12 protein-coding genes are annotated in these 13,309 nt (G+C 30.9%); all 12 read right to left on the reverse strand.

The annotated features are described in order from the left end of the window. Nucleotide 1: 1 nt before the first annotated feature. The 12 genes from BFN48_RS03925 to recA all read right to left on the reverse strand — a co-directional run bounded on the left by BFN48_RS03925 (nucleotide 2) and on the right by recA (nucleotide 13,249). Nucleotides 2-958, reverse strand: a complete 957-nt coding sequence (locus BFN48_RS03925) for a tyrosine recombinase XerC (protein WP_069649539.1) — start codon at nucleotides 956-958, stop codon at nucleotides 2-4. A gap of 202 nt (nucleotides 959-1,160) precedes the next feature. Beyond that, nucleotides 1,161-2,792, reverse strand: a complete 1,632-nt coding sequence (pruA, locus tag BFN48_RS03930) for an L-glutamate gamma-semialdehyde dehydrogenase (protein WP_069649540.1) — start codon at nucleotides 2,790-2,792, stop codon at nucleotides 1,161-1,163. A 120-nt stretch (nucleotides 2,793-2,912) separates the two neighbouring features. Beyond that, nucleotides 2,913-4,064 carry an NAD(P)/FAD-dependent oxidoreductase gene (locus BFN48_RS03935; protein ID WP_069649541.1) on the reverse strand — a complete coding sequence of 384 codons (1,152 nt, stop codon included), beginning with the start codon at nucleotides 4,062-4,064 and terminating at the stop codon, nucleotides 2,913-2,915. Then, complete coding sequence (locus BFN48_RS12620; RefSeq protein WP_069649542.1) at nucleotides 4,057-4,842, reverse strand: (2Fe-2S)-binding protein; 786 nt, start codon at nucleotides 4,840-4,842, stop codon at nucleotides 4,057-4,059. Before BFN48_RS12620 ends, BFN48_RS03935 begins: the two co-directional genes overlap by 8 nt. Then, complete coding sequence (locus BFN48_RS03945; RefSeq protein WP_069649543.1) at nucleotides 4,839-5,930, reverse strand: NAD(P)/FAD-dependent oxidoreductase; 1,092 nt, start codon at nucleotides 5,928-5,930, stop codon at nucleotides 4,839-4,841. The genes BFN48_RS12620 and BFN48_RS03945 overlap by 4 nt, the downstream gene beginning before the upstream one ends. Beyond that, a complete protein-coding gene (locus BFN48_RS03950; RefSeq protein WP_278287292.1) occupies nucleotides 5,927-6,241 on the reverse strand; it encodes a (2Fe-2S)-binding protein in 315 nt (104 codons plus the stop codon). Before BFN48_RS03950 ends, BFN48_RS03945 begins: the two co-directional genes overlap by 4 nt. Nucleotides 6,242-6,402: 161 nt before the next feature. Continuing rightward, a complete protein-coding gene (purB, locus tag BFN48_RS03955; RefSeq protein ID WP_423230242.1) occupies nucleotides 6,403-7,836 on the reverse strand; it encodes an adenylosuccinate lyase in 1,434 nt (477 codons plus the stop codon). A gap of 196 nt (nucleotides 7,837-8,032) precedes the next feature. After that, nucleotides 8,033-9,223, reverse strand: a complete 1,191-nt coding sequence (locus tag BFN48_RS03960) for a pyridoxal phosphate-dependent aminotransferase (protein WP_069649545.1) — start codon at nucleotides 9,221-9,223, stop codon at nucleotides 8,033-8,035. 103 nt (nucleotides 9,224-9,326) lie between these two features. Further along, nucleotides 9,327-9,695, reverse strand: a complete 369-nt coding sequence (locus tag BFN48_RS03965) for a PadR family transcriptional regulator (protein ID WP_069649546.1) — start codon at nucleotides 9,693-9,695, stop codon at nucleotides 9,327-9,329. Nucleotides 9,696-9,763: 68 nt separating this feature from the next. Beyond that, entirely contained in the window at nucleotides 9,764-10,024 is a 261-nt protein-coding gene (locus BFN48_RS03970) for a stage V sporulation protein S (RefSeq protein WP_035163586.1), read from the reverse strand. 166 nt (nucleotides 10,025-10,190) lie between these two features. Next, the gene (rny, locus tag BFN48_RS03975) at nucleotides 10,191-11,711 is read right to left on the reverse strand and encodes a ribonuclease Y (protein ID WP_278287293.1); all 1,521 of its coding nucleotides are present in this window, start codon (nucleotides 11,709-11,711) and stop codon (nucleotides 10,191-10,193) included. 494 nt (nucleotides 11,712-12,205) lie between these two features. Further along, nucleotides 12,206-13,249 (reverse strand): recombinase RecA, encoded by a 1,044-nt coding sequence (recA, locus tag BFN48_RS03980; RefSeq protein ID WP_069649548.1) that lies wholly within the window; start codon nucleotides 13,247-13,249, stop codon nucleotides 12,206-12,208. Nucleotides 13,250-13,309: the final 60 nt, after the last annotated feature.

The raw sequence follows: 13,309 nt of genomic DNA on the forward strand, positions 1-13,309 counted from the left end.
GTTACCTTCCTTTAATATTAGATAATGGATTGCTTTTAACTGCTTTTCTTAATCTATCATCATCTAAGTGTGTATAAATCTGGGTAGTAGAAACAGTAGAGTGTCCTAAAATTTGTTGTAAAGCTCTAATATCTACATTGCCGTACTTATACATTAAAGTAGCAGCTGTATGCCTAAGTTTATGTGTTGAATATTTATCGGGATCTAATCCTGCTAACTTAATATATTTTTTAACAATATACTGAACTGTCTTGTTACTAATTCTATTTTTTCTTTTACTTATAAATAGGGCCTTTTCATCTTTTAGATCTTCTTTTGGTCTAACTTTCAAATAATTATTAATTGCTTCTAAACATGCCTCATTTAAATATATAGTTCTTTCTTTATTTCCTTTACCTATGACAGTTAATGTATCTCCTTTGATTTTGTCTATATCAATACTAACTAATTCAGATAATCGAAGTCCACAATTTAGAAAGAGGGTTATAATAGCATAATCTCGTTCTTTAAATTGACCATCTATTGCTTTTAATAAATCTTGTGCTTCATTTAATGTTAAGTAAATGGGGTGTCTAGAATCAGTTTTAGGTGATTCTAGATCTATAGCAGGATTTTCGTCAATTAATTTAGCTTTAGTATGCAAGTATTTAAAGAAAGATTTTAAGCTAGCAACTTTACGCGCTTTTGCATAATTACTATTATTTCTATTTTTATCCACGTACGATATGTATGCATGTAAATCTTGAAGATTAACTTTTCGGAGTAGGGCTATATCAACATCATCAATGTCAATTGTATTTAAAGGTGTATTTTTATCAACAATTCTATATCTTATTTTTAAAAATCTAAAAAAAGTTCTTAAATCATAAAAGTATTCTTTAACAGTGTTTTGCGATTTACCTTTAATTGTTTCGATGTAATTTAAAAAATCTTCCAAAACTATAGGCATCTCATTCATATTTTTCAACTCCTTATTATACAAAATATACATTTTGTATAATTAATTCTACAAATTTTATAAAATTCCTTCAAATAAACAGCTAAAAAGTATTATTAAATTTATTTAAAAGCACAGCTATTTCAAAAAATAAACGTTATAAAGATTATAATAAAAACCTTTCGTTCCTTTTTTAGAAACGAAAGGTTTTATTATTTAAATATTATTTCTCTTTCATAAAAACGTATCTATAATCTTTAGGTGGATTAAAGTTCTCTTTTATAGATATTGGATTTAACCACCTTAGCATATTAAGTTTACTTCCAGCTTTGTCATTAGTACCAGAAGCTCTAGCCCCACCAAATGGTTGTTGCCCAACTACTGCTCCCGTTGGTTTGTCATTTATGTAAAAATTACCAGCTGCATAATAAAGTATCTTTTGCATTTTAACAATCGCTTTTCTGTCTTGTGCAAATATCGCTCCTGTCAAACCATAAGGTGAAGTATCGTTACAAAGTTCAAGAGTTTTATCTAATTCATCATCTTTATAAATATATATTGTTAGCACTGGACCGAATATTTCTTCTTTCATTGTTTTAAACTTAGGATTAGTTGTAACTATCACTGTTGGCTCTATAAAATATCCTACACTATCATCACAATTTCCTCCACAGATGATTTCGGCTTCATTAGAATTTTTAGCATATTCGATGTAAGATTTAATTGAATTAAAAGCTTTTTGATCTATAACAGCACTCATAAAATTCGTAAAATCTTCTACATCTCCCATTTTAATTGTAGATATTTCTTCTAGTAACCTTTTCTTAAGCTCAAGCCAAATACTTTCAGGAATATAAGCACGTGATGCTGCTGAACATTTTTGTCCTTGATACTCAAAAGCACCTCTTATCATCGCTGCAATTAAAGTCTCAATATCTGCACTATTATGAACAAATATAAAGTCTTTTCCTCCAGTTTCACCAACTATTCTAGGATACATTCTGTATTTAGTTAAATTATCTCCAATCGTTTTCCACATTGTTTGGAATACCTTAGTTGAGCCTGTAAAATGTACTCCAGCTAACCATTCACTATCAAATACATATCTACCTATTTCATCTCCAAATCCAGGAATAAAGTTAATCACACCATCTGGTAGACCAGCTTCCTGCAAAAGCTTCATTACAAAATAATTAGAAAATACTGCTGTAGATGAAGGTTTCCATAAGACTACATTCCCAGCCATTGCTGGAGAAGTAGGTAAATTACCAGCTATTGAAGTAAAGTTAAATGGTGTAACCGCAAAAATAAATCCTTCAAGCGGTCTATATTCCACTCTATTCCATGCATCTTTTGTAGAGTTTGGTTGTTCTTCATATATTTCTGTTAAATAATAAGAATTAAATCTAAAAAAGTCAATCAATTCACATGCTGAATCTATTTCAGCCTGAAAAACTGTTTTACTTTGTCCAAGCATTGTAGCTGCATTGATTATATAACGCCATGATGTAGAAAGTAATTCAGCAGCTCTTAGAAATATTGACAATCTGTGTTCCCAAGGCATACTTTCCCATTCTTTTTTTACCTCTAGCGCAGCCTTTATAGCCATTTCTATTTCTTTTTTTCCTGCCATATGATATTCTGCAAGCACAAGCTCTTTATTATGCGGTACTATACAAACATTTGTATTACCAGTCCTTATTTCTTTACCACCTATTATTAGTGGAATTTCTATTTTGTTCATTCTCATTTCTTTTAGTTTTTCTTTCAACTTTTTCTTATGCAAACTACCTGGTTCATAAGAATAAATAGGTTCATTAATAGGCTTTCTTACTTTAAAATAAGCATTTGCCATTTTTATATACCTCCTTTAATTTTTTATAATTCATCGAAAATTATAAACTTATTAAATCGTGTATAAAATATAATTTACGTTTATTTAAATAGAAAATTTTGTTCTTTGAATTTTATTAAATCATACTACTGACGGTTCTAATACTAACTCTCCTCTTTCAAATCTATCTTTACTCAACATATGAATAGGTATAGTTGTTTCTTCTCCTACAATTTGCTCAGCTATTAAAAGACCAGTCATTGGAGCTAGCATAAAACCATGACCACTAAAACCAACCGCTAGATAAAAACCTTCAAGCTCCTTTATAGGCCCTAAAATCGGTTGTTTGTCAGGTGTAATATTATAAAGTCCAGCCCATTGCCTAATTATTCTAAGTTTACCTAGTGGAGGTAGAAGATTTGTTACTGTTTTACTCATTTCATCTAAAAATTTCCAGCTTGAAGTTATTCTTAAATCTCTAGGCTCATCAGGATCTCCTCTACCCATTATAAAAGAGCCATGAGGTGTTTGTTGACAGTAAATATTCAAAGAGAAAGACATAACCATAGGTTTTTGCATAGGTTCTACAGGCTCAGTAACTAAGATTTGATGTCTTTCTGAATACACTGGCAAATCTATACCAGCCATTTTAGCTACTTGTTTTGAGTATCCTCCTGCAGCATTTACAACTATCCTAGTTGAAATTTCATCTCCTTTACTCGTTATTACACCACAAACTTTCCCTGCATTAGTTTTTATACCAACCACTTCAGTAAAAGTATAAATTTTTACTCCTAACCTTTTAGCTGCCTTTGCATATGCATCCGTTGTTAAAAAAGGATTTAAATGACCATCTTTAGGACAATATGTTGCACTAATTAATCCCTCAATATTTAGATGCGGAACTATTTCCTTAGCCTCCTTAGGACTTAAATATTCAACAGGAATTCCTAAGGATTTCTGAAGTTCAACATTTTTTTTGAACTGTTTATCCTCTTTTTCTGTTGAAGCTACAATCAAATATCCTCCCTGTTTAAATTCTATATCGCGGTCATATTCTAATTCTTCTTTTGCATTTTCAAAGAATTTTATACTTTTCATAGCCAATCTGCAATTCATTTCGGTACCCCATTGCTGTCTTACCCCAGCTCCACATCTTCCAGTTGCTCCACTTGCTAAATATTTCTTTTCTAAAACAACAACATTCTTTACTCCTTTTTTAGCTAGATTATAAGCTATGGAACAACCAGATATACCTCCTCCTATAATAACAACATCCGCCGTTTTAATCATCCATTTCAGCCCCTTTTACAATAGTATTAATCTTTATAGGTTTTATTGGTGGTCTGCTTGTGCACGGTTTTAGCTTAGAAATATCAATGCCAATAGCCATAGATATTTCACGAAGAATAATTTGACTACATGTTCTACCTTGACAAGGACCCATTCCTGCCCTTGTTATACGTTTTATTTCTTCTATATTTGTATAACCTTCTTTAATTAATTTTCTTATTTGTCCTAACGTAACATCTGAACAACGACATACAATTGTTTTATCTCCCATATAATCATCATATTCATCGTAATCATTCAATTTTATATTCCTAAATTCATATAGAAAATCTTTTTTAACTTCAATATGTAAAATAGGAGTCTTATCTAAAGTTTTTGAATTTTGTACCTTTATAATTTTCACATCAGTTATATAATCACCTTTTCTATCCAAACCTTTAACTATATCTCCTTCTTTAGGTAGCGGTAAAAACTCATAAGGAATTTTAAAAAGAACTTTATCTTCTGACCAACTACCATCTACTACCATAATAGCTAACCCTGGACATGAACTAATACATAAGCCACAGCCATTACATAATTCTGTATCAATTATAGGTATATCATTTATATCATCAAAATTTTTTATTGCGTTTTGTTTACATACCGTAGCACACGGATTACATGGAATTCTTTGAAAACATTCTATTACAGCGACAGGCCCTCTGTTTATCCTTTCTATGCTAGGAAATACCCTCTTTATCATTTCCAAAGTTGGAATACCTGTTTTTTCTATCATGATACTTTACCTCCTATAAGTTTTTTGATACCTATTCTAATTTTTTCCCCTATAGGACCTGAGCGTAAAGAATTCAGTTGTTTTTCATAATCCTCAACTAACTCATTAAAATTAACATGCTCATATCCAATACTTTTCGCTGCATATAGACCTGCTAAGTAGCCTTCTACCATAGCACTACTTGCTTCTTCTACCCCTGCAACATCACCAGCAACAAAAATGCCTTTTTTGGTTGTTTCATAGGTTCTATCTCTTACAGGAACATAACCGCCTAGTTCAGTTATATATTTCATTTCACATCCTGCTTGAAATAAAAGTTCACTTAAAGGTGATAAACCTACTGATATACACATTACATCTACTTCTAGTATTTTTTCTGTTCCTTTAATAGGTTTCCAATTATTATCTAACTTCCAAATTATAGCTTTTTCCAAATATTCTTTACCTATCGCTTCTTTTATAGTGTAGCTAGTATAAATTGGAACTCCCATTCTAGCCAATTTAGATGCATGTACTAAATAGCCGCCTATTCTAGGTGCCGCATCTATTATTGCTGATACTTCAACACCTGCTTGTAGGAGTTGATAACTCACTATTAAACCAATATTTCCAGCACCAACCATTAATACTTTTTTGCCTGGTTTGACACCATATACATTCATTAATGTTTGTACAGCTCCAGCTCCATAAATTCCAGGTAAGTCGTTGTTAGGGAATGCTAAAACCTTTTCACTCGCTCCTGTTGTTATGATTATTGATTTTGATCTAATCTTGTTATATTCTCCTTTTTTTTCAATCGTAATTACACCATCTTCGTATATACCAAGAGCTGTAGTGTCTAGATAAATTTCAATATTTTCTGTAAATTCCGACAATTTTTTCGATAAAATTTCAGCTATATCAAATCCTCTTTTTGATGCATATTGTTTTTCTGAACCAAAAAACATATGAGTTTGTTTTATTAATTGCCCGCCAATTTTTTTATTTCGGTCAATTATAATTACTTTTGCTCCACTAGAAGCTGCACTTAAGGCTGCACATAATCCAGCAGGACCTCCACCAATAATTGTTATATCTGTATAGATCATATAATTTCACCCTTTCCAATTTGGGTTTCAACAACCATTCCTTCTTCTAATTCAGTAATACACGTACGTACATTTGCTTCTCCATTTACTTTCATAAGACATGAAGAGCAATTTCCAATAGCACAATAAAAACCTCGAGGCCTTTTTTCAAAAAGACTTCTTCCAAGTACCTTTACTCCTGCTGCATGTAGGGCAGAAGCTATTGTATCACCCTCATATCCATACATTTCTTTACCATTAAAAGTAAATTTTATTTTCTTTCTTTTTTTAAATTCAATAATTGGATGTTGTTCTATCCTCAAATCTGCCACTCCCCCTTAAATTTTTTTAATTATTTATTCTATAAAAAAATCATGAATCCTTTATAACAATTATATTAAGATCTAAAAAAATCTTCACAAAAATAAACTTAAAATTATTTTTAGAATATATTTTCTAATGACAAAATAAAAGAGTGGATTTTATCCACTCTTTATACTCTTAATTCTACAGTTATATCTAAATCATCTTTATATTTGTCTAGTATAGGGTCAATATAATCATTTATGAACTCTTCTACCTGTTCAGGGGCTCTACCTATAAAGTTTTTCGGATCTATAAGATCTAATATTTCTTCTTTTGCTATGTTAAATTTATCACTTTGAAGGATTCTTTCTATTAAGTCATTTTTCTTTCCTTTTTCTTTAACTTGTCTAGATGCTTCCATTGAAAGTTTTCTAATTTCCTCATGTAATTCCTGCCTGTCTCCACCTTTTTTTACAGCTTCCATTAATATATTCTCTGTAGCCATAAATGGTAATTCGTTTTCAATATGACTTTTAATAACCTCTTCATATACCACTAAACCATCAAATATATTCAATGCAATTTCTAATATTGCATCACAAGCTAAAAAAGATTGTGGTATTATTAAACGTCTGTTAGCAGAGTCATCTAAAGTACGTTCAAACCACTGTGTTGATGCAGTCATTGCAGCGCTACTTAAATTCGAAATTATATATCTTGCTAATGAAGCTATCCTTTCACTTCTCATCGGATTTCTCTTATATGCCATCGCAGAAGAACCTATTTGGCTTTTCTCAAAAGGCTCTTCAATTTCTTTTAAATGTTGAAGCAACCTTATGTCATTTGTTATTTTATGAAGTGTTTGAGCTATTCCACTTAATACAGATAATACTTCAAAATCAATTTTTCTCGAATATGTTTGTCCCGTCACTGGATAAGTATCGTTAAATCCCAATTTACTCGCAATTAACCTATCTAGTTTTTTAACTTTCTCATGATCGTTATCAAACAATTTTAAGTAGCTAGCCTGTGTACCAGTTGTTCCTTTAGCCCCTCTCAATTTTATATTGTTTATTCTAAATTCTAAATTCTCATAATCTAAGTATAAATCATGTAACCATAATGCAGCCCTTTTCCCAATAGTTGTTAATTGTGCAGGTTGAAAGTGTGTAAAACCTAATGTCGGTACATCTTTATATTTTAAAGCAAATTTTTTTAATTTATCAATTAGATTTACAAGTTTTACTCTAATTAAATTCATAGCTTTATACATCAAAATTAAATCAGTATTATCTCCTACAAAAGCACTAGTAGCTCCCAAATGTATTATTGGCTTAGCTTTAGGACATTGAGCGCCATAAGTGTGTACATGTGCCATAACATCATGCCTAAACTCTTTTTCTTTTTTACTCGCTAATTCAAAATCAATTTTTTCTTTGTTTTTTTTCATTTCATCTAATTGCTCTTCACTTATACTTAATCCCAACTCCCTTTGCGCTTCAGCCAAAGCTATCCACAAATCTCTCCAAAGCTTGTATTTCATTGTAGGAGAAAAAATCTGCGCCATTTCCTTGCTCGCATACCTTGTTATTAGCGGATTTTCATATTTATCTTTCATTATCCCAACTCCTTTCACATCATTTTCTTAATTAAAAAGACTTGTAATTATATTAAATTAAAACAAAATCCTCATTTAAGTAAAATATAATGATGATTTTGCTGAAATCCATTACAGAAATTATATTTTAAGTTATCCATAATTTAAATACAATTTTCTATGGATTATAAAAAAGATACGTGGTAATCCCACATATCTTCTATTTTAACAATGCTTCTATTCTGTCCAAACCCTCCATAATGTTTTCCATAGAAGTTGCATATGACAATCTTATATAATCATCTGCACCAAAAGCAATACCAGGCACAACAGCAACTTTTGCATCATTCAATAATAAATTAGCAAAATCTAATGAATTATTGATTCTTTGACCTCTAATCTCTTTACCTTTAATCTGTGCAATATTAGCCATAACATAGAAAGCACCTAAAGGCTTTTTACAAGTTAATCCATTAATTGCATTTATTCTTTCAACCATGTAATTTCTTCTTTCTTCAAACTTACTCCTCATATATTCAATAGTTCTTTGATCACCTTTCAATCCTTCCAAACTAGCATATTGAGATATAGTGCAAGGGTTTGAAGTTGTATGACTTTGAATCTTCGTTATAACATTAATAATCTCTTCATGAGCAGCTGCAAATCCTATTCTCCATCCAGTCATTGCATATGCTTTTGACATACCATTAATTATAATAGTTAAATCTTTAATTTCTTTATTAAGCGAAGCTATGCTTATATGTTTTTTTCCATCATAAATTAGTTTCTCATAAATTTCATCAGATATTACAAAAATATTATTTTCAATTGCTATTTCTGCTATTTGTTCTAACTCTTCTTTATTATAAACAGCCCCCGTCGGATTACTAGGTGAATTTATAATTATAGCTTTCGTCTTGTTTGTTATCGACTTTTTAAGTTCTTTTATATTATACTTAAAACCATTTTCCTCTTTAGTTTCTACTAATGCAGGATTACCTCCTGCCAACTTAACCATTTCAGGATAACTTACCCAATAAGGCACAGGTATTATTACTTCTTCTCCTTGATTAAGAATAGCAGTTAAAACGTTAAATATTGAATGCTTAGCCCCATTTGACACAACTATATTTTGAGGATTGTATTCTATATTATTATCTTTTTTTAATTTCTGACAAATAGCTTTTCTTAACTCCAAAATACCAGACGCAGCAGTATAGCGAGTATTTCCTTCCTTAATTGTTTTAATGGCTGATTCCTGTATGTTTTTAGGTGTATCAAAATCGGGTTCACCAGCACCAAAACTTATGACTTCTATACCTTTTTCTTTCATTTCTTTTGCTTTAGCTGTTATTTCCAATGTTACAGATGGTGATATGTTTAAAGCTTTTTCCGATAGTTTAAAATTCATACCTTTTACCCCTCCATAAATAATTTATGCCAAACAATAAGGGTTTTTCTACATTTCTAGTTTAATATCCTTCATTCTTTCAAAATATTAATAAAAATTAATACTATTTTTTATATATATCTTTTAATATACATTTAATAATATCCAAAGAGTCCATAAATATACTCTCATATAACAATTTTATCTTTTTGTAATGTTCAAATCCTTCATCTGTAATCCTATATTTTCTTATAGACCTTTTATCCGGTTCTATCCACCAACCTGTAATATAGCCATTTTCCTCCAACTCTCTTAATAAAGGATATACCATCCCTGGACTTGGTTCCCATTTAGAATTTAACCTGCGCTTTATTTCTTCGATTATTTCATTGCCATAATAACTTTTCTCTCTTAATAAATGTAATATATATAGCTTCACAAAAGATGTAGTACTTATTTTTGAAGGAAATTGTCTGTTTCTTTGATCTTTCATTGTAATCGCTCCTTAAAAAATTATAATTATCAAATAAAAAACCTGCAATAATGCAGGTTTTTCCGAACTTATCTAGGTTGTACAATTAATTTAATTGCTGTTCTCTCTTCCCCATCAATCTCAATGTCAGTAAAAGCTGGTATACACACTAAGTCTACACCACTAGGAGCAACAAATCCTCTAGCTATTGCTACTGCTTTAACTGCTTGATTAAGCGCCCCAGCACCTATCGCTTGAATTTCTGCAGAACCTTTTTCGCGTAACACGCCTGCTAATGCTCCTGCAACAGAATTTGGATTTGACTTTGCTGATACTTTTAATACATCCATTTATAAAGCCCCCTTTTGTATTTATAATTTATAAATTTATTATTACACTACAATACATTTATTCTACAAATAACAGAAAAATCCTCTTTTTCCAAAGAAAAATTTTAAATTTTTTGATTTATTTGAAATGATATACTATAAAATAAAGAGAAGAAATATCTTCTCTTTATTTAGCATACTCAATAGCTCTTGTTTCTCTAATTACATTAACTTTAATTTGTCCTGGATATTCTAGTTCACTTTCAATTCTCTTAACAATTTCTCTTGCAATAAGTACTATATCATTATCAAATATCTCTTCTGGTTTTACCATAACACGTATTTCTCTACCAGCCTGTATTGCGTATGATTTTTCAACACCTTCAAAAGAATTTGCAATCTCTTCTAGCTTTTCTAATCTTTTAATATATGCTTCTAAGGTTTCCCTTCTTGCTCCTGGTCTAGCCGCTGAAATAGCATCTGCCGCTTGAACCAATACAGCTTCTATTGTTTGTGGTTCGATATCACCGTGATGTGCTGCTATTGCATGTACTATTTCTTTAGATTCTCTATATTTCCTTGCTAAATCCGCACCTATAGTAACATGAGGCCCTTCCATCTCATGATCAACTGCTTTTCCTATATCATGTAGTAAGCCTGCTCGTTTTGCTATCTTTACATCAGCACCTAATTCAGCTGCCATAAGTCCTGCTAAATGTGATACTTCTATAGAATGCTTTAATACATTCTGACCATAGCTTGTTCTAAATTTCAACCTACCTAGTAGTCTTATTAACTCTGAATGTAAACCGTGTACTCCACAATCAAAAGCTGCTTGTTCACCTTCTTCACGTATATGAGCTTCTACTTCCCTTCTTGCTTTTTCAACCATTTCTTCTATTCTAGCTGGATGTATTCTACCATCAACTATCAATTTTTCAAGTGCTATTCTAGCAATTTCTCTTCTAATCGGATCGAATCCTGAAAGTATCACAGCTTCTGGTGTATCATCTATTATAAGATCAATTCCTGTTAAAGTTTCTAAAGTTCTTATGTTTCTACCTTCTCTTCCTATAATTCTACCTTTCATCTCATCATTTGGCAGAGAAACAACAGTAACTGTTGTTTCTGCCACATGATCTGCTGCACATTTCTGTATTGCATAAGAAATAATTTCTCTAGCTCTTTTATCCGCTTCTTCTTTTGCTTTACTTTCTATTTCTTTAATCATAACAGCAGCCTCATGTGTTATTTCTTTTTTAATATCTCCTAACAAAATATCTCTTGCTTCTTCAGATGTTAAACCCGATAGTCTTTCTAATTCCTCAATTTGCTTCTGATATAACTCATCAATAGATGCTTCTTTTTCTTCTAGCTCTTTTATTTTTTTTGCTAAAGATTCCTCTTTATGTTGCAATATTTCACTTTTTTTATCTAACATCTCTTCTTTATAGACCAAGCGCCTTTCGAGCTTCTGCAATTCACTTCGTCTTTCTCTATTTTCTCTTTCAACTTCATTTCGCATTCTATGAATTTCTTCTTTTGCTTCTAACAAAAGTTCTTTTTTGTTAGTTTCAGCTTGTTTTTGAGCTTCTTCAATTATTTTCCTTGCAGCTTCCTCAGCACTTTTAATTTTACTTTCTGCAATCCCTTTTCTAATCAAATAACCAGTTATGGTTCCAACTCCAACACCTGTTATTGCTATCAATATTTCTACAATAATAAAGCACCTCCTCTACTATTTTCTTTTCAAGTTACGTTATCTCATAAAACATAACCTTACAAAATATAAATAAAAATAACAAACCTACTTAATCAACAGTTTTTAACTCCGACTTTTTAGTCGACAGCTAAAATCAAAAAATCAGCTTAATTTCATATATATTAAAATATAAATATAAAATATAAACCGAGTAAACTCGGCTTATGAGTTGTTACCTGTCTTTTCTTAATTTTTAAGTAACAACAAACAATTACCAATTTCCGTTTCTATTTTATTACTTTTTATAGCTTATGTCAAGTTATTTCCAATTCATTACTTCAATAACATTATAGAACAAAACATTCATGATAATTCTCAAAATTATTTTACAAATATCTATTGGCCAATAGTTAAAAACAACTATAAATAAATTGATTTTAAATAGAATAATACAGAATACAATACAATAAGAAATAAACAGCCTCATTAAAAGAGGCTGTTTATTTCTTATTTTTCATCTTTTTATCTTCTTCATTATTATTTTTTTGATTTTCTTTTACATTTAATCCATATTTAACTCTTATTTTTTCTTCAATTTCCTGAGCTATTTTTATATTTTCTCTTAAAAACTCTTTCGCATTTTCTCTTCCTTGCCCAAGTCTATATTCACCATAACTATACCAAGACCCCGATTTATTAATAATTCCATCAGATACACCAACATCTAATAAATTACCTTCTTTAGAAATACCTGTACCATACATTATATCAAATTCTGCAATTTTAAAAGGTGGTGCAACTTTATTCTTAACTACCTTCACTCTTGTTCTATTCCCTATCATCTCATCACTTTGTTTTAAAGTTTCAACTTTTCTTACATCTAATCTAACTGAAGCATAAAATTTCAAAGCTCGTCCACCTGGTGTAGTTTCAGGATTGCCAAACATTACGCCAACTTTTTCTCTCAATTGATTAATAAATATAGCTATTGTGTTAGATTTTTTTATTGCACCAGCTAGTTTTCTTAAAGCCTGTGACATAAGCCTAGCTTGTAATCCTACGTGACTATCTCCCATTTCTCCTTCTATTTCCGCTTTAGGAACTAAAGCTGCGACTGAGTCTATTACTATTACATCAATCGCTCCACTTCTCACTAATGCTTCTGCAATTTCTAAAGCTTGCTCACCAGTGTCAGGTTGTGACACAATAAGATTATCGATATCAACTCCAAGTCTTTTAGCATAACTTGGATCTAATGCATGCTCAGCATCAATAAACGCAGCAGAACCACCTTGTTTTTGAGCCTCTGCTATTACATGAAGTGCTACGGTTGTTTTACCAGAAGATTCTGGGCCATAGATCTCTATAATTCTACCTCTTGGTAAACCACCTATACCTAAAGCAATATCTAAGCTTAATGCTCCTGTAGAAATCGCTTCAACATTAAGCTTAGAATTTTCACCTAACTTCATAATAGAGCCTTTACCAAATTGTTTTTCAATTTGACTTATAGCCATTTCCAAAGCTTTTTTCTTTTCTAACATACCCTTCCAGATAACTCTGGTTCACCTACCTTTCATTGTTCGAACTTATGTTCTATTGTA

Origin of the sequence: Caloranaerobacter ferrireducens, assembly GCF_001730685.1 — a bacterium.
Lineage (GTDB): Bacteria > Bacillota > Clostridia > Tissierellales > Thermohalobacteraceae > Caloranaerobacter > Caloranaerobacter ferrireducens.

Excerpts from the sequence above, each read along its gene's own strand:
- BFN48_RS03960 (WP_069649545.1), bottom strand. The coding sequence starts at position 9,223 with ATGAATTTTAAACTATCGGAAAAAGCTTTAAACATATCACCATCTGTA.
- pruA (WP_069649540.1), bottom strand. The coding sequence starts at position 2,792 with ATGGCAAATGCTTATTTTAAAGTAAGAAAGCCTATTAATGAACCTATT.
- BFN48_RS12620 (WP_069649542.1), bottom strand. The coding sequence starts at position 4,842 with ATGATAGAAAAAACAGGTATTCCAACTTTGGAAATGATAAAGAGGGTA.
- BFN48_RS03965 (WP_069649546.1), bottom strand. The coding sequence starts at position 9,695 with ATGAAAGATCAAAGAAACAGACAATTTCCTTCAAAAATAAGTACTACA.
- BFN48_RS03970 (WP_035163586.1), bottom strand. The coding sequence starts at position 10,024 with ATGGATGTATTAAAAGTATCAGCAAAGTCAAATCCAAATTCTGTTGCA.
- BFN48_RS03925 (WP_069649539.1), bottom strand. The coding sequence starts at position 958 with ATGAATGAGATGCCTATAGTTTTGGAAGATTTTTTAAATTACATCGAA.
- BFN48_RS03935 (WP_069649541.1), bottom strand. The coding sequence starts at position 4,064 with ATGATTAAAACGGCGGATGTTGTTATTATAGGAGGAGGTATATCTGGT.
- recA (WP_069649548.1), bottom strand. The coding sequence starts at position 13,249 with ATGTTAGAAAAGAAAAAAGCTTTGGAAATGGCTATAAGTCAAATTGAA.
- BFN48_RS03945 (WP_069649543.1), bottom strand. The coding sequence starts at position 5,930 with ATGATCTATACAGATATAACAATTATTGGTGGAGGTCCTGCTGGATTA.